The sequence below is a fragment of the Streptomyces sp. NPDC050704 genome (assembly GCF_040654355.1).
In the GTDB taxonomy this organism is placed as follows: Bacteria; Actinomycetota; Actinomycetes; order Streptomycetales; family Streptomycetaceae; genus Streptomyces.
The window spans coordinates 40,774-57,571 of sequence record NZ_JBFAHW010000040.1 but is presented as its reverse complement, the minus strand read 5'-3'; the positions used below and the strand labels follow the sequence as shown (position 1 = coordinate 57,571).

General features: G+C 71.0%; 12 protein-coding genes. 10 read left to right on the top strand and 2 right to left on the bottom strand.

The window, feature by feature from the left end; genetic code table 11:
- The first annotated feature begins 132 nt into the window (after positions 1–132).
- Positions 133–777 (top strand): TetR/AcrR family transcriptional regulator, encoded by a 645-nt coding sequence (locus tag AB0I18_RS23985; RefSeq protein ID WP_363107601.1) that lies wholly within the window; start codon positions 133–135, stop codon positions 775–777.
- On the opposite strand, the gene AB0I18_RS23980 is transcribed toward AB0I18_RS23985, so the two are convergent.
- Together AB0I18_RS23980 and AB0I18_RS23975 are read right to left on the bottom strand one after the other, a co-directional pair.
- A complete protein-coding gene (locus tag AB0I18_RS23980; protein ID WP_363107600.1) occupies positions 743–1,066 on the bottom strand; it encodes a cation-translocating P-type ATPase C-terminal domain-containing protein in 324 nt (107 codons plus the stop codon). The genes AB0I18_RS23985 and AB0I18_RS23980 overlap by 35 nt on opposite strands.
- A gap of 80 nt (positions 1,067–1,146) precedes the next feature.
- The gene (locus tag AB0I18_RS23975) at positions 1,147–1,473 is read right to left on the bottom strand and encodes a hypothetical protein (protein ID WP_363107599.1); all 327 of its coding nucleotides are present in this window, start codon (positions 1,471–1,473) and stop codon (positions 1,147–1,149) included.
- A gap of 544 nt (positions 1,474–2,017) precedes the next feature.
- Between AB0I18_RS23975 and AB0I18_RS23970 the strand changes: the two genes are divergently transcribed.
- The 9 genes from AB0I18_RS23970 to AB0I18_RS23930 all read left to right on the top strand — a co-directional run bounded on the left by AB0I18_RS23970 (position 2,018) and on the right by AB0I18_RS23930 (position 16,798).
- Entirely contained in the window at positions 2,018–3,496 is a 1,479-nt protein-coding gene (locus AB0I18_RS23970) for a sugar transferase (protein ID WP_363107598.1), read from the top strand.
- Positions 3,497–3,572: 76 nt separating this feature from the next.
- Positions 3,573–4,907 (top strand): nucleotide sugar dehydrogenase, encoded by a 1,335-nt coding sequence (locus AB0I18_RS23965; RefSeq protein WP_363107597.1) that lies wholly within the window; start codon positions 3,573–3,575, stop codon positions 4,905–4,907.
- A gap of 88 nt (positions 4,908–4,995) precedes the next feature.
- Positions 4,996–6,207: a glycosyltransferase family 4 protein gene (locus tag AB0I18_RS23960; protein WP_363107596.1), complete on the top strand. Its 1,212-nt coding sequence runs from the start codon at positions 4,996–4,998 to the stop codon at positions 6,205–6,207.
- Complete coding sequence (locus AB0I18_RS23955) at positions 6,204–7,568, top strand: Wzz/FepE/Etk N-terminal domain-containing protein (RefSeq protein WP_363107595.1); 1,365 nt, start codon at positions 6,204–6,206, stop codon at positions 7,566–7,568. Before AB0I18_RS23960 ends, AB0I18_RS23955 begins: the two co-directional genes overlap by 4 nt.
- Positions 7,565–9,094: a Wzz/FepE/Etk N-terminal domain-containing protein gene (locus AB0I18_RS23950; protein ID WP_363107594.1), complete on the top strand. Its 1,530-nt coding sequence runs from the start codon at positions 7,565–7,567 to the stop codon at positions 9,092–9,094. Before AB0I18_RS23955 ends, AB0I18_RS23950 begins: the two co-directional genes overlap by 4 nt.
- Positions 9,095–9,097: 3 nt before the next feature.
- A complete protein-coding gene (asnB, locus tag AB0I18_RS23945) occupies positions 9,098–11,041 on the top strand; it encodes an asparagine synthase (glutamine-hydrolyzing) (RefSeq protein ID WP_363107593.1) in 1,944 nt (647 codons plus the stop codon).
- 17 nt (positions 11,042–11,058) lie between these two features.
- The gene (locus AB0I18_RS23940) at positions 11,059–13,260 is read left to right on the top strand and encodes a bi-domain-containing oxidoreductase (RefSeq protein ID WP_363107592.1); all 2,202 of its coding nucleotides are present in this window, start codon (positions 11,059–11,061) and stop codon (positions 13,258–13,260) included.
- Positions 13,257–15,251 carry an alginate lyase family protein gene (locus AB0I18_RS23935; protein WP_363107591.1) on the top strand — a complete coding sequence of 665 codons (1,995 nt, stop codon included), beginning with the start codon at positions 13,257–13,259 and terminating at the stop codon, positions 15,249–15,251. The genes AB0I18_RS23940 and AB0I18_RS23935 overlap by 4 nt, the downstream gene beginning before the upstream one ends.
- A gap of 8 nt (positions 15,252–15,259) precedes the next feature.
- The gene (locus AB0I18_RS23930; RefSeq protein WP_363107590.1) at positions 15,260–16,798 is read left to right on the top strand and encodes a right-handed parallel beta-helix repeat-containing protein; all 1,539 of its coding nucleotides are present in this window, start codon (positions 15,260–15,262) and stop codon (positions 16,796–16,798) included.

Genomic DNA, 16,798 nt, shown 5'->3' with positions numbered 1-16,798 from the left:
CGACTTGTTCGTTAGAAGCTATAACTACAGTGACCGCAACTCGCGAACCTGTCAAGCGGCAATAGGTGCCGACGGGAGTGGGTCATGCAGAAGCGATAGGGTGTAACGAACGAGGCGGAGAAGGAGGCGGTCATGGGCGAAGCCAGGACGACGCCGCGCGAGCGGTACCGGCAGCAGGTGCGCGCGGAGATCAAGGAGCGGGCGTGGGAGCAGCTCGCCACCGCGGGGGCGTCCGCGCTGTCCCTCAACGCGATCGCCAAGCAGATGGGCATGAGCGGTCCCGCGCTCTACCGGTACTTCGGCAGCCGTGACGAACTGATCACCGAGCTCATCACAGACGCGTACCGCAGCCTGGCCGACGCCTTCCGGGCCGCCGCCGAGGCGGATGCCGACCTCGCCGGACTGGCGTACGCGCTGCGCGGCTGGGCCCTCAAGGACCCCCAGCGGTACTTCCTCGTCTATGGCACGCCCGTGCCCGGTTATCACGCCCCCGACGACGTCACCGCGATCGCGGCGGAGATCATGGCGACCCTTCTCGACGCCTGCGCCGCGCTGCCCGCGGACACGCCCGCGACGCCCCTGGACGAACACCTGGAAGGCCACCGGCAGTGGGCGGGCGGCCACCCCGCCCCACCCGCGGCGCTACGCCGGGCCCTCTCGTTCTGGACCCGGCTGCACGGCGCCCTCTCCCTGGAACTCGCCGGCCACTTCACCGGGATGGGCTTCGACCCCGCCCTGCTCTTCACGGCCGAGGTGGAACTCCTGTCGGCCCGCTGACGTCGAGCGGGCCCCCAGCGCGACCGCTGCCGCGCGGTGCCGGCCGCAGGGCGCGCAGGACGAGTTCGGCGAGGAGCACGGTGGACGCGGTGCCCAGGCACAGGGCCCATTGGGTCACGGTCAGCGGCACGGTCCCGAAGACCGTGCGCGCCCAGGGCAGGTGGACGACGGCGACCTGTACGGCGAGGACGCCGGCCAGGCACAGCCACAACGCGCGGTTGCGGAACTGGTAGCGGCCCAGCAGCGGGCCGTCGTCCGCGCGGGCGCTCAGGGCATGAACGTGACACACAAGGCGCCGCGGTCGACGCGTTCCTCAGAACGGCTCGCGCCGCGCAGGTCTCCGAATCCGTGGGCCGCCCACGCCAGAGGTCATCCGGCTGTCTCCGCGTCGGCGGTGGCCGTCGTCTCCGCGTCGGCGGCGGCCGTCGATTCCGTGGGCGCGCGCACCTCGTCCGCCCGAGGCGGTGTCTCGGTGACGTCGTTGTTCTCGCTGCCCTCTTCCCGCTGCTTTTTCAGGGCGAGCTCCCTGGCCTTCCTTTCCGAGTACAGCCTCATTTCTGCCTCTTTCCGCTGTTCGAACACTTTCGCCTCCTTTAGGCCGCACCTTGCCCCAATACGCGGGATCTTCGCCGCTGCCTTCCAAGCCTTCGATCGCGGTCGCTCGTCGTCGAAGGGTTGACCGGGCACACGGCGCATCTGTGACAGTGGTTTCGCTCAGGCCTGCCCTCGCACGTCGAGGCGCCGCAGGCGGTCATCGACGGGCAAATCCGGCCTCATGGCTTGAACACAAATTCCACACATCCCCTCTACAGACCGGCTTCGATGGTCTAGATTGACCGTGCTTCAGGTGATCGGGCACGAGGCGACCGATAGTGATCTATAGGTCCGGCGCTACGGAAAGCCAGCCGTCGCGTCCCCGGCGCCAGACGTGGGGATGACCAGTTCTTGGAGCCCGCGAGGGGGCCTTGGGTGCGGGGAGCACCCAAGGTTTCGACGGGTTCCCGAGCGCCTCGGAGTCTGGCAGGACATGCGACTCCACCACCGCCAGGGTGGGTTGTCCAAGTAGCGCGAACAGCGCGGGATTTCATGCGCGGGGGGCGGGGGCCTCCCGGTGGAGGAACAGCGCGGCGCGGGGGTGAGGGACTCCCGTGGGGAGGGACTGTGCGGGAGGCGGGGACCTCCCGGGGGGAGGGACTGTGTCGGGCGAACACGTCGTACAACTGGGGACCTGGGGGGTTCTGTGCGGCAGGGGGGATTAGTCGGCCCTTTTCCGTCGGCGCGTGGGCCTCTGGCGGATGGGGCGATCAGACAGTCCGCGCACGACTGGGAGCAGCGTTACCGCCGCACCGTGATGACCAGCGATACGGTGGCCACCGCCTTGGTGGTGGCGGCGATCGGCAACTTCTTCGGGGCCCGGGACGCGGCCAACTGGCACGAGAAGTGGGGAATCCTCGCGTTCGGCACCGAACTGCTGGTGCTGGGAGCGCTTGCGGTGAGCCGGGCGTGGGCTCCGGCCGTGCTCGGCCAGGGTGCCGAGGAGTTCCGTCGGCTCGGACGCTCGCTGTTCACGGCGACCGTCGTACTGGCACTCGGCGGGATCGCCCTCACCTCGCGCAACATCAAACTCTGGATCTTCGTCGCGATACCCGCGATCGCGATCGTCACCATGACCGCGCGGTATCTGCTCCGCCTCCGGCTGCACAGACAGCGGAAGGAAGGACAGTGCCTGAGACCCGTGCTCGCGGCCGGCAGCGCGGCCACCGTACGCGATCTGATCACCCGAACCCGCAAGCTCCCGCACCTCGGCTGGCAGGTGGAGGCGGTGTGCACGCCGGACGGACTCGGGCCCGACGGTGACCAGTTGGACGGAGTGCCGGTCGTCGGCCGACTGGCGGACGTGGCCAACCACGTCCGCCGCGACGGCTACCGTGTCGTCGCGGTCACATCGGACCCGCACTGGTCACCGGACCGGCTGCAGCGGCTGGCCTGGAACCTCGAAGGCAGCGATGCCGAGATGGTCGTGGCCCCCGTGCTGATGGAAGTGGCCGGACCGCGGCTGCACGTCGACGCGGTGCTCGGAATCCCGCTGCTGCGGGTCAGCATGCCGACCTTCACCGGGGGCCGCCGGGCGATCAAAGGGGTCGTCGACCGGATGGGCGCGGCGATCCTGCTGATGCTGTTCGCGCCGCTGATGGTGTTCGTCGCGCTGCTCGTGATGGCGGACAGTCGTGGTGGGGCGCTCTACCGCCAGCGCAGGGTCGGCAAGAACGGCCGCGAGTTCACCATTTTCAAGTTCCGCACCATGGTCGACGGGGCTCACCGGGCACGTACCCAGTTGGCCGACCGCAACGAGGGTGCGGGGCTGCTGTTCAAGCTCCGCCGGGATCCGCGGGTGACCCGGGTGGGAGCGGTGCTGCGCCGGTACTCGATCGACGAGCTCCCGCAGCTTTTCAACGTGCTCACCGGATCGATGTCGCTCGTCGGTCCGCGGCCTCCGCTGCCGGAGGAGTCCGCCGAGTACGGCCCGGACATCCGGCGGCGGCTGCTGGTCAAGCCCGGCCTCACCGGCCTGTGGCAGATCAGCGGACGCAGCGACCTGCCGTGGGAGGAGGCGGTCCGCCTCGACCTGCGGTACGTGGAGGACTGGTCGCTCGCCCTGGACGCGGTGATCTTGTGGAAGACGCTGCGTGCGGTGCTCCACGGACAGGGGGCCTACTGATGCGCGGGGGGCCGCAACTCAACGGTCGCGCACGGACCGCAGGCCGCAAGGGCCTGCCTGGGGGGAGGGACGCGTCATGAAGGTCAGCGTTTTCGGGCTCGGCTACGTCGGCTGTGTGTCGGCCGCGTGCCTGGCCAGCATGGGGCACGAGGTCATCGGGGTGGACGTGAACCAGGCGAAGGTCGACCTGGTCAACGACGGCAAGGCCCCGGTGGTCGAGGAACGGATCGGCGAGCTCATCGCCGAGGTCGTGCGGACCGGGGCGTTACGCGCCACCGGCGACGTCCGCGAGGCGGTCATGGGCAGCGAGGTGTCGCTGGTCTGCGTGGGCACGCCGTCGGAGCCCAACGGCAGCCTGTGCACCACGTACTTGGAGCGGGTCACCGAACAGATCGGCGCCGCGCTGGCCGAGGGGGCCGAGCAGGGGGGCCGGCACACCGTCGTGTTCCGCAGCACGATGCTCCCGGGCACCTGTCTGAACCTGCTGGTACCGATCCTGGAGAAGTACGTCGGCGGCACGGCCGGGGCGGGCTGGGCTGACGTGGGGGTTGCGGTCAACCCGGAGTTCCTCCGCGAGGGCACGAGCGTGCGGGACTTCTTCGACCCGCCCAAGACCGTCATCGGCGAACTCGACCCGGCAAGCGGCGACGCGGTGGCGGCGCTGTACGACGGCGTGCCCGGCGAGGTGTTCCGGGTGCCGGTCCCGACGGCCGAGGCGATCAAGTACGCGGACAACGCGTTCCACGGCCTCAAGATCGGCTTCGCGAACGAGCTGGGCGCGGTGTACCAGGCGCTCGGGGTGGACTCGCACCAGGTGATGGACGTCTTCCTGGCCGACCGCAAACTGAACATCAGCCCCGCCTACCTGCGGCCCGGCTTCGCGTTCGGTGGCTCCTGCCTGCCCAAGGACCTGCGCAGCCTGGTCCACGCGGCGCAGCGGGCCGACATCTCCGTACCCATCCTCTCCCACGTGCTGCCCTCCAACTCCGACCATCTGCAGCGTGCGGTGGAGCTGGTCGAGCGCACCGGCAAGCGCCGGGTGGGCCTGTTCGGCCTTTCCTTCAAACCCGGCACCGACGACCTCCGCGAGAGCCCGCTCGTCGAGCTGGCGGAGAGACTCTTCGGCAAGGGGTACGACCTGCGGATCCACGACGCCAACGTGAGCCTCTCCCGGCTGATGGGCGCGAACCGCGAGTACATCGAGACCCGGCTGCCGCACCTCGCGCAGCTGCTCGCGGACTCCGTCGAAGAGGTGCTCGAACACGCCGAGGTGTGCCTCGTCGGGACCAGGGATCCGGCCGTGCTGTCGGCCCTGCCCCATGGCGAAGGACCGATGATCGTCGACCTCATCCACCTTCCCGACGCCGAGGCGCGGCGGGCCGAACCGGGGTACGTGGGCCTTGCTTGGTAACACACCGTTTGATGACACATCGTTTGACGGCACAGCGTTTGGCGACTCAGCCGGCGGCGACGGGTCGAACCGACGTGCGCTGATCCTGGTGGAGAACCTGTCGGTGCCGTTCGACCGGCGGGTGTGGCAGGAGTGCACGACACTGCGCGACGCGGGCTGGGAGGTGCACGTCATCTGCCCCCGCGGGGAGAAACGGGACACGGAGCCGGAGGCGGTGATCGACGGGGTGCGGATCCACCGCTACCCCTTGCGCGCGGCCACCGGAGGGCCGGCCGGCTATCTGCGGGAGTACGGATCGGCGTTGTGGCACACGGCCCGGCTGGCCCGCAAGGTCGGCCCGGTCGACGTGGTCCACGCCTGCAACCCGCCCGACCTGCTGTTCCTGCCGGCGCTGTGGCTGAAGCGGCGCGGCGCGCGGTTCGTCTTCGACCAGCACGACCTGGTACCCGAGCTGTACCTGTCCCGGTTCGACCGCGGCGAGGATCTGCTCTACCGCGCCGTGTGCGCGCTGGAACGGCGGACCTACCGGGCCGCGGACATCGTGCTCGCCACGAACGAGAGCTACCGCGACGTCGCGGTGCGCCGCGGCGGCCGACGGCCTGAGGACGTTTTCGTGGTGCGCAGCGCGCCCCAGACCGACCGGTTCCAACCGGTGCCGCCCGAGCCGGAGTTGAAGCGCGGCAAGCCTCATCTGCTGTGCTACCTCGGCGTCATGGGCCCGCAGGACGGCGTCGACTACGCCTTGCGGGCCCTCGCGAAGCTGCGCGACGAGATGGGGCGGACCGACTGGCACGCGGTGTTCGTCGGCTCCGGCGACGCCTTCGACGCGATGGTGGAACTGTCCCGGCGGCTCGGGCTCTCCGAGCAGGTGCGGTTCACCGGGCGCATTCCGGACGCCGACCTGGTGCGCTACCTGTCCACCGCGGACGTGTGCCTCTCCCCCGACCCACGCAATCCGCTCAACGACGTGTCGACCATGAACAAGGTCCTGGAGTACATGGCGATGGGCCGGCCGATCGTGTCGTTCGACCTCCGGGAGGCGCGCGTCTCCGCCGGTGACGCCGCCGTCTACGCGCCCGCCAACAACGAGGCCGAGTTCGCCAAGCTCATCGCGCTGCTCCTCGACGATCCGGAGCAGCGGGCCCGGATGGGCGAGATCGGCCAGAAGCGGATCAGCGGGCAGCTCTCCTGGCGGAACTCGCAGGCGTCGCTGCTCGCCGCCTACGCCGCTGCCTGCCGTGACCACACGCCGGTGTCGGCGGGCGACCAGGTCCGGAAAGGGAAGAGGCAGCGCAGTTGAGCGATGACACGATACGCCTGGTCACGATCGGGCGGATTTTCCGTCGGCGCTGGCGACTTCTCGCCGTCCTCACCGTGGTGGGCGCGCTCGTCGGCTTCGGCACCTCGCTGCTCTTTCCGCCGAGTTACACGACGTCGGCATCGGTACTGCTGGCCGGGCAGTGGGAGGAACGCGAACTGCTGACCCAGGCGGAGGTCGCGGCCAGTTCGGCGGTGGTCGACCGCGCGGCAGCCGAGCTCGACTGGACCGGCGTCAGCGGCAGTGAGCTGCTGGATCAAGTGAGCGCCGAGACCGCCGACGGGAACATCATCAAGATCTCGGGCAAGGCCGACACCCCGGAGCGCGCGCAGCGGCTCTCCGACCAGGTGGCCCGGCAGTTCGTCACCTTCGCCGCGCGGATCGCGGGCGACGACACCGACGACGCGGCGACGGAGCCCGAGGCACTGCGCAAGAAGGTGGTGCAGACCGACCGCCGCATCACCGAACTGGCCAACGCGGCCGATCCCGGACAGACCGTGGAGAGCGTGCAGGCCCGCACCGAGCTCGAAAAGCTGCGCACCACGCTGCAGGAGGCCATGCGGAAGCTGGACGAGGCCGACGCGGCGACCAACAAGGCGGGCATGGTCGTGATGGGTCCGTCGGCCCGGCCGACGGGCGAAGCCCCGCCGACGACGACGCAACTCGTCGTCGCCGGAGCGCTGTTGTCCTTCCTGCTCTCGGTCATCGGCCATCTCGTCGCGGCACGGATGAACCGCCGGCTGCGCACCGAACCGGAGATCGCCGCGGCGCTGGGCTCGGCGCTCCTCGGCACCGTCGACGTATCCGGTGAACGGCCCGCGCACCGGCCGGAAGACCTCGGCCCGCGGGCCCGTATCCGCAGACTCCTCGGCGTCGACGCGCGGTGGGACATACCGACCCCGCAGCTGTCCGGCGACGAGGCCGGCAGGCGGATCCGCTACCGGCGCGTGTGCGCCCGTCTCCGGGACAAGCTGCCGGCCCCCCGGCGGCTGCTGGTCGTCGTACCGGACGGCGACGATATCGCCCGCCGGGCCGCCGGGCAGCTCGTCGCCGAGGCCGGGAACGACCCGCTGCTGCGGGTGGTGGAAGTTTCGGTGGACCGGCCGCTGGTGCCGGACCGCGACACAGAGTCCGGCGCCCTGGTCGTGCTCAGCGCGGGCAGTTGGACCGCGGAGGAGCTCGCCGGTATCGCCGAGGCGTGTACGGACAGCAGGCATGAGGTCGTCGGCATCGTCGTCGCCGACACGGTCCGGGCCCGTCCGCCGCGAACCGCCGACCGTCCTCCGCAGCACGCCTCGCCGGAGATCAGGGTCGGCGACAACGCGAGGGAAGGTTCAGTGTGACGACGAGCAAGATTCCGGAGTCGTCGGCCGCCACTCCGCTTTTCGACCTGCAGGCGCTGGTGGTGGCGGTACGCAGACGCCGCCGCCTCTGGTGCTCCCTGGCGCTCCTCGGACTGCTGGCCGGCACCGCGATGGCGGTCCTGCTGCCGCCACCGCCCACCGCGGTGACCAAGGTGCTGGTCGCACATCAGGAGGACCAGCCGAACGACACCGGAACGCTGATCCGCACCGACGCCGAGCTCCTGGGGACCACCAGGATCGCCGAGCGGGCCCTGCGGTCCCTCAAGTCCCCGGAAAAACCGGAGGACTTCATGCGGGACTACCGGGGCACCGGCCTGACCAACAACCTGCTGCAGATCGACGTGACAGGTGACAGCGACACGGAAGCGGTGGCCCGGGCCAAGGCGCTGGCCGACGCGTTCGTCGCGGACCATGTGCGGCGGATGCAGGAGACCGCGAAGGCCGAGTCCAAGGCCCTGCTCGACCAGCGTGACCGTATGCGGGACGAGCTCGCCGAGGTCAACGAGGCGATCGGCGGCCGATCGCCGGAGAGCGACCCGGAAGCGTCGGCGAGCACCGAGTCGCTCTTCGCCCGCCGGGCCGAACTCACTTCGCGGATCACCGACTTCGGCCAGCGCGCCGAGGAGGCGCGCATGGGCACGCCCCGGATCATCGCCGGCACACAGATCGTGGACGCCCCGCGCGCGATCCGGCACTCCCTGCCCAAGGCCGCCGTCACCAACGCCGCGATCGGGCTCGTCCTCGGGCTCGTACTCGGGCTCGCGCTGGCCGCGGTCTCCACGGTGGTGCGGGACCGCCCCGTGCTGCGCCGGGACATCGCGGCGAACCTGGGCGCCTCGGTCATCACGGAACTGCCCCGCCGGTCGGGCAGGCTGTGGCAGCGCCGACGGACCCGGGCGGCACGCGAACGGCTCACCGCGAGCCTGGCCCGCACCGTGCGCGGCTCCGCGGAACCGCTGTCTCTGCTGGAACTCGGCTGTGCCCGCAGCACGAGTGTGATCGCGCTGAACCTCACCGCGGCTGTGGCGGCGGAGGGGCCGGTGGTCGTCATCGACGGTCTGCCAGGACCGCAGCTCGCAAAGCGCCGCCAGAAGCCAGGAGACCCGACCGTGGTCAGCGGCGAGCGTGCGGCGGCCGTGTCGCCACAGGAGCGCCGGATCGGTGTCGGCTCGGTCGCGCCCGGCACCGCGTGGACCGACCTCCGGTACCTCGGGAGCCGGACCGTGCTCGTCGTACGTGCCGGGCACGGCAGCGCCGCATGGCTGCACACCGTGGCACGGCAGCTCGCGGACCAGCGCATTCCGGTGATCGGTGTGGTGCTGATCGACCCCGATCCGCGTGACAGGACCGACGGCACGCTGTGGGACGGGGCGCCCACCGCGCCGCGCGGCCGCGGCGAGGTGGGCGAGGTACCGGCCCGGCAGAACGGCACGGGCCGGCGGCGGACGGAACGGCTGCCGGCGTGGACCGCACAGGGCCCGGACAACGACCAGGAGGCGAGGTAGGACATGTGTGGCATCGCAGGCACTTACCGATGGCCGGACGGCAAGGTCGTGACCGACCGGCTCACCGACACCCTCGCCCACCGCGGTCCGGACGGGGCGGGCCGGTACGGCCACTCCGTCGGTGACGGCGAAGTACAGCTCGGGCACCGCCGGCTGGCCATCATCGACCTGTCCGAGACCGGCGCCCAGCCGATGGTCTCGGACGGCCTCGCCCTTACGTACAACGGCGAGCTGTACAACGCGCCCGAGCTGCGTGCCGAGCTGGCAGCCGCCGGGGTGCGCTTTCGCGGTACCTCCGACACCGAGGTGCTGCTCGAGGCCTGGCGGCGCTGGGGCACGGACTGCCTGCCCCGGCTGCGCGGCATGTTCGCGTTCGGGATCTTCGACGAGCGCACCGGTGAACTGGTGCTAGCCCGCGACCAGTTGGGCATCAAGCCGCTGTTCCTGATCCGGCGCGGTGCGGGCCTGGTGTTCGCCTCCGAGCTCAAGGCGCTCGCCGCCGCGACCGGCGGGTCGCTGGAGGTGGACCATGCCGCGCTGGTGGCCTCGCTGCTCTACTACTGGGTGCCGGACTCACGCTGCGCGTTCCGCGAGGCGGAGAAGCTGCCGCCGGGGAGCTGGATGAAGTTCCGGCCGGACGGCCGGGTGGAGCACGGCCGGTACTGGAACCTGAAGGACGTCGCCGCGGAGGGCCGGGAGCGGGCGCGGGCCGGCGAGCTGCCGGACATAGGTGCCATCGTCGAGGAGTCGACCCGGCGCCACCTGCTCTCCGACGTACCCGTGGCGACCTTCCTCTCCGGCGGTCTCGACTCCAGCTATCTGACCGCCCTTGCGGCCCGCGACCGACCCGGGATCTCCGCCTACACGATCGGGTTCCGCGCCGAGGACGCCAGGTTCGAGTCGATGCCGGACGACCTGCGCTACGCCCGGCAGGTGGCCGAGCGGTTCGGCGTCGACCTGCACGAGATCGAGATCGCTCCGAACGTGCTCGACCTGCTGCCGCAGATGACGTACCACCTGGACGAGCCGATCGGCGACCCGGCCGCGATCAACACGTTCCTGATCTGCTCGGCCGCCCGGGAGGCCGGGGTGAAGGTGATGCTCTCGGGGATGGGTGCCGACGAGCTGTTCGCCGGGTACCGCAAGCACCTGGCCAACCTGCTCGCGCTGCGCTACCAGCGCGTCCCGCGGCCCCTGCGGCGCGGGGTGTCCAGGGCCGTGGACCGGCTGCCGGTCGCCACCGCCCGCCGGGGGTACCGGTCGGTGCGCTTCGCGAAGCGCTTCCTCTCCTTCGCCGATCTGCCGGAGGAGACCGCCTTCCGGCGCAGCTACACCATGTACGACCAGGCCGAGCTGCTCGCCCTGGTCGATCCGGACCTGGCCGGGACGGTCGACGACGTGCTGACCGAGCATGCGGACATCTACCAGGACAATGCCCTCGACGACCCTGCCGACTTCGTCAACCGCATGTGCCTGGCCGACTCCCGGATGTTCCTGCCGGGCCTGAACCTCGCCTACACGGACCGCTCCAGCATGGCCGCGTCGACCGAGGTGCGGGTGCCGTACGTGGACGTCGAGGTGGTCAGGGCGGCGTTCGCCGTGCCCGGCGATCGCAAGATCGTCGGACGGCAGGGCAAGGCCGTCCTCAAGGAGGCGGCCACCTCGATCCTGCCCCGGGAGATCGTGTACCGGCCCAAGGGCCTGTTCAGCGCCCCGCTGCGGGCCTGGATGAGCCGGGATCTGGCACCGCTGGTGCACGAGGTGATCAACGACGGCGTGCTCGTCAGTTCCGGGATCCTGCGCCGCGACGCGCTGGCGCGGATGGTCGCCGAGGACGCCGCCGGGCAGCGGGACTTCTCCAAGCATCTGTGGCATGTGCTGACCCTCGAGTACTGGTATCGCGGCGCGACCTCCGGGTCCGGCCAGAGCACTCGTTCAACGGCTTAGGAATCTGAGGAGTACGGGTGAAGCAGGTTGTACAGAACTACAAGAGCGGCGAGCTGGCGGTGCTCGACGTGCCGGTGCCGGGGTGCAAGCCGGGCGGTGTGCTGGTCCGCAGTGCCTACTCGCTGATATCCACCGGCACCGAGCTCATGAAGGTGTCCGAGGCCGGCATGTCGATGGTGGGCAAGGCCCGCTCCCGCCCCGACCAGGTGGCCAAGGTCATGCAGAGCGTGGCCACCAACGGGGTGCCCGCCACCTACCGCAAGGTGATGGGCAAGCTGGACTCCTACACACCGCTGGGCTACTCGCTGTGCGGGGTGGTCGAGCAGGTCGGCGCCGGCGTCGACGACGTGAAGGTCGGCGACCTAGTGGCCTGCGCCGGCAACGAGCACGCGTTGCACGCCGAGTTGAACTGGGTGCCGAAGAACCTCTACGCCCCGGTGCCGGACGGCCTCGCGCCGCGGCACGCGGCCTTCGGCACCGTCGGGTCGATCGCGATGCAGGGCGTCCGCCAGGGCGAGTCACGGCTCGGCGAAGTGGCCCTGGTCATCGGCCTCGGGCTGATCGGGCAGCTGGTGGTCCAGCTCCTCACCGCCTCGGGAGTCCGCGTCGTCGGCGTCGACCCCGACCCGACGCGCTGCCAGCTGGCCGAGCGGCTGGGCGCCGCCGCCTGCGGCGATCCCGCGTCCGCGGCCGTGGAGGCCACAGTCGCCGAACTCACCGGCGGTCACGGCGTGGACCAGGTGTACCTGGCCGCCGGCGGCGGCAGCAACCAGCCCGTGGAGCTGGCCGCCCGGCTCTGCCGGGACCGCGGCCGGGTCGTCGACATCGGCAAGTGCCGCCTGGACCTGCCGTGGAACGCGTACTACGAGAAGGAACTCGACGTCCGGTTCTCCCGCAGTTACGGCCCCGGGCGCTACGACCCGGAGTACGAGCTGGAGGGCCGGGACTACCCGATCGGCTACGTGCGCTGGACCGAGCGCCGCAACCTGGCGTGCTTCCTCGATCTCCTCGCCCTCGGCCGCGTCGACGTGGAGCCCCTGGTCTCCCACGTCGCCGACTTCGATGACGCCGTCGAGACCTACCAGAGCCTGAAGGACGGCGATCTGAAGGCCGTGGCCGTGCTGTTCCGGTACCCCGGCCCCGACGAACACACAGCGGAAGCAGGGGAAGCGGAAGCCCCGGTGGTAGCCGTGCCCGCGGTGAAGCGGCCCGGCGGCGGAGTGTCCACACCGACCCGGGCCGCCAAAGCGCCGGTGCGACTCGCGTTCGTCGGCGCGGGCAACTACGCGACGTCGATGCTGCTGCCGCACCTGGCCCAGCGCGACGGCGTCGAGTTGTCGACCGTCGTCACCACGACGGCGCTGTCCGCGGCCAACGCGAAGCGGAAGTTCGGCTTCACCGAGGCGACCACCGACCTCGACGCCGTACTCGGTGACAAGTCCATCGACGCGGTGTTCGTGGTCACCCGGCACAGCTCGCACGCCGAACTGACCCGCAGAGCGCTCCTGGCCGGCAAGACGGTGTTCGTGGAGAAGCCCCTGGCCCTCACCGAGGACGAGCTGGCCGGCGTGCTCGCGGCGGTGGAGGAGTCCGGCAACGACCGGCTCCAGGTGGGCTTCAACCGCCGGTTCGCGCCGCTGCTCCAGGAGGCCAGGCAGCGGTTCGGCGCCCGGACCGGTCCGGCGAGCCTGCGCTACCTGGTCAACGCGGGCCGGCTGCAGCATGGCAGCTGGTACCTCCGACAGGGCACCGAGGGCTCGCGGTTCGCCGGCGAGGGCGGACACTTCATCGACACGGCGAGCTGGCTGCTCGGGGCCGACCCGGTCTCGGTGTACACGGTCGCCGCGCCCGGCAACGAGGACCTGCAGGTCGTGCTGGGCTACCCGGACGGGTCCACCGCCACCATCAGCTACGTCACCACCGGCGCGGCCGGCTTCCCCAAGGAGACCCTGGACCTGATCGCGGACGGCAAGGTGCTGCGGCTCGACGACTTCGTCCGGGCCAGTGTGTACGACAGCAAGCGGTGGGTCAGTTCGCGGCTTCCCAAGGCCCGGGACAAGGGCCAGAACGCCGAACTGGCCGCGTTCGTCAAGGCCGTGCGGACCGGCGGGCCGATGCCGGTGCCGCTGGAGTCGCTGGTCGCCACCACGGCGGCCACGCTCGCCGTGCAGGCCGGCCTGGCCGGCGGTGCGCCGGTGACGTTGGCGAGGGCGCGATGACGGTGAGTTCGGGGAGTCCGGGCTGGTACCTGCGGCGGCTGTCCCGGATGGGACCGCGGGAGGTCGGCGGCCGGGCGGGCGACGCGGTGCGCAGGCGGCGGTGGCGGTCGGCACGGCCCGACTGCCCGACCGTGACCGACGCCCGGTTCACCGCGGTACTGCCCGCCGGGACGATCGCCGCGGTATCTCCGGACGCCGCGAAACGTCTCATCGCCGAGGCGGACCGGCTGATGTACGGGCACGCCGAGTACTTCGGGGTGGTCCGCGACGACCTGGTCGACCCGGACTGGTGGTGCGACCCGAAGACCGGGCGCCGGGCTCCATGGGGCTATGCCTTCGACGTGCCGTACCGCAACGAGGACGCGGTCGGGGACATCAAGCAGATCTGGGAGCTGTCCCGGCACCAGTACCTGACCCAGCTCGCCGCCGCCTACGCGATCACCGGCGCCGAGCGGTACGCCGAGCGCGTGGCCGAGCACCTGCGGTCGTGGTGGACGGCCAACCCTCCGCTGCGCGGCGTGCACTGGATCAGCGGCATCGAGCTGGGCATCCGACTGCTGTCCTGGGTGTGGATCCGCCGGCTGCTCGACGGCTGGCCGGGCGCGGCCGGTCTCTTCGAGGACAACCCGGTGGCGCTGAACCAGATCTGGCACCACCAGCGCTGGCTGGCCGCCTTCCCCAGCCGGGGCTCTTCGGCGAACAACCACATCATCGCCGAGGCCGCCGGGCAGTTCGCGGCCGCCTGCGCGTTCGGGTGGTTCCCCTCCTCGGCACGCTGGCGGGCCGACGCGCTGCGGTCGCTGGAACAGCACCTGCGAAGCAACACCTTCGACTCCGGCCTCAACCGCGAGCTGGCCACCGAATATCACGGACTCGTGCTGGAACTCGGCCTGGCCGCGGTGGCCGAGGCGGACGCCGCCGACGTGCCGGTCCCCGCGTCCGTCCGGCTGGTGCTGCTGCGGATGACCGACGCGCTCGCGGCCGTCGTGGACAGCCGATTACGGCCGCCGCGCCAGGGTGACGCGGACGACGGGCACGGTCTGGTCCTGGACGGCGCGGGCACCGACCGCTGGGCCTCGCTCCTTGCCACCGGGGACGCCGTGTTCGGCCGGCTCGCCTGGTGGCCGGCGGTGACCGGCACCGATGTGCGTACCCCGCTCCTTGCCGCGCTCGTCCGGCCGTACTCGGACGGTGGAACCACACCGACCGCGACCCGCCCTACAAGCCTACCGGCCCACTTCGCGGACGCGGGCATGACCATCCTGCGCGGTCCGGCGGAGACGGGAGAGATCTGGTGCCGCTGCGACGGCGGGCCGCACGGCTTCCTGTCCATCGCCGCGCATGCCCACGCGGACGCGCTGTCCGTGGAGGTCCGGCACGACGGGGTCGACGTGCTCGCCGACCCGGGGACGTTCTGCTACCACGGGCAGCCCGAGTGGCGGCAGTACTTCCGCTCGACCCTCGGCCACAACACCCTGCAGCTGGACGGCGGTGACCAGTCCGTCTCCGGCGGCCCGTTCCTGTGGACCCGGCATGCCCGCAGCCGCGTCCTGGCCGTGGACACACCCGGCACCTCCGACGGGGGGACGGCCCGCTGGTCCGCCGAACACGACGGCTACCAGGGCTCCGTGCACCGCCGCCGGGTGGAACTGACCGCCGCGACACCGGAGTTGAGGGTGGTCGACGAGGTCCGCGGCCAACCCGGCCCGCACCGGGTCGTACGCCTGGCGTTCCACCTCGGCCCCGCGATCGCCGCGGACCTGGTGGGGAACCGGGCACAGCTCACCTGGACCCGGGACGGCGAGGAGCGCTCCGCGGTGCTCGACCTGCCCGGGGAGCTGTCCTGGCGGGCGCATCGCGGCGAGAGCGACCCGCCGCTGGGCTGGTACTCCCCCGGCTTCGGGCGCAAGGAACCCGCCACAACGCTGGTCGGCACCGGTTCCGCCGACGGCGCGGTGGAGTTCACCACCGTCCTCAGGTTCGGCGGCTAGGGGTGCGCGTGGAGATCAAGAGGCGGCACTGGACGTTGGCGGCGGCACCGCTGGGGCTGGCCCTGCTGGCGGCGACCGGCTGTACGAGCACGCCGGACACCGGGGCGGAGCCGACCGGTGCGCCATCCACGTCCGGTGCGCGGTCCACGTCCGTGGCCCGGGTGTGCGCCAAGCCCGCGGCCGGGCCTGCGAAGGCGCCGGCGGGCGCGGTGACGGTCGACCCCGCGGTGGTCGGTGATCTGGCCGCGAAGACCAAGAGCAGCCCGCCGAAGACCACGTTCTGGCTTCGACCGGGCAAGCACCGGCTCGACCCGGACCGCTACGCCCAGGTCATCCCCAAGGAGGGGAACCGCTACATAGGCGCGCCGGGCGCGGTGTTCGACGGCGGGAAGAAGAACCAGTACGCGTTCGGCGGCAGTGCCCGCGACGTCACGATCCGCCATCTGACCGTGCAGCGTTTCGTCGCGCCGCACGACGAGGGCGTGGTCAACCACGACTCGGCCGACGGTTGGGTGATCGAGCACGCGACGATCCAGTACAACTCCGCCGCCGGGCTGATGGCCGGTGCCCGCCAGCAGGTCCGTGCCAGCTGCCTGCGCGACAACGGCCAGTACGGCATGAACGCGTACAAGGCCGGCGACTCCATCCGCGGCCTGGTGGTCGAGGGCAACGAGATCGTGGGCAACAACACCGGCGACTGGGAGCGGCGGAAGGAGGGCTGCGGCTGCACCGGAGGCATCAAGTTCTGGGCCGTCGACGGCGCCGACATACGCGGCAACTGGGTGCACGACAACCGCGGAACCGGGTTGTGGGCGGACACCAACAACAACGACTTCCGCATCGAGAACAACGTGATCGAGGCCAACGACGGTGCCGCGCTGATCTACGAGACCAGCTACAACGCGGTGATCCGGAACAACGAGATCCGGCGGAACAACTGGGTCGACGGCCGCAAGCAGGCCGCCCAGGGCGACAACTTCCCGTTCGCGACCGTCTACCTGTCCGAGTCCGGCGGCGAACCGCGGATCAAGGCCCGCACCGACAAGGTCGAGGTCTACCGGAACGTGCTGGAGAACAACTGGTCCGGGATCACCCTGTGGGAGAACGCCGACCGGTTCTGCAACAGCCCGGCCAACACCTCGTCCGGTGACTGCACCCTGCTGGTGCCGGACTCCGACCGCTGCGCGCAGCCGGCGATCGCCAAGCCGCCGCTCTACGCCGACTGCCGGTGGAAGACCCAGCGGGTGGACATCCACGACAACCGCTTCGTGCTGGACAAGTCCGTCGTCAAGTGCACGGCGAAGTGCGACCGCATGGCTGTCCTCGCCAACTACGGCACCTACCCGGACTGGTCGCCGTACAAGGGCGAGCGGGTGGCCGAGGCGATCACCCGCAAGCAGGACAACCGCTGGCACGACAACGTCTACCTCGGACCGTGGAAATTCGTCGCCCACGACCCGAGCCGGGTACTCACCTCCGGGGAGTGGCAGGGCACGCCGTACCAGCAGGACGCGGGCAGCACCTTCCGCGCACGGGCCGGTGGTTGA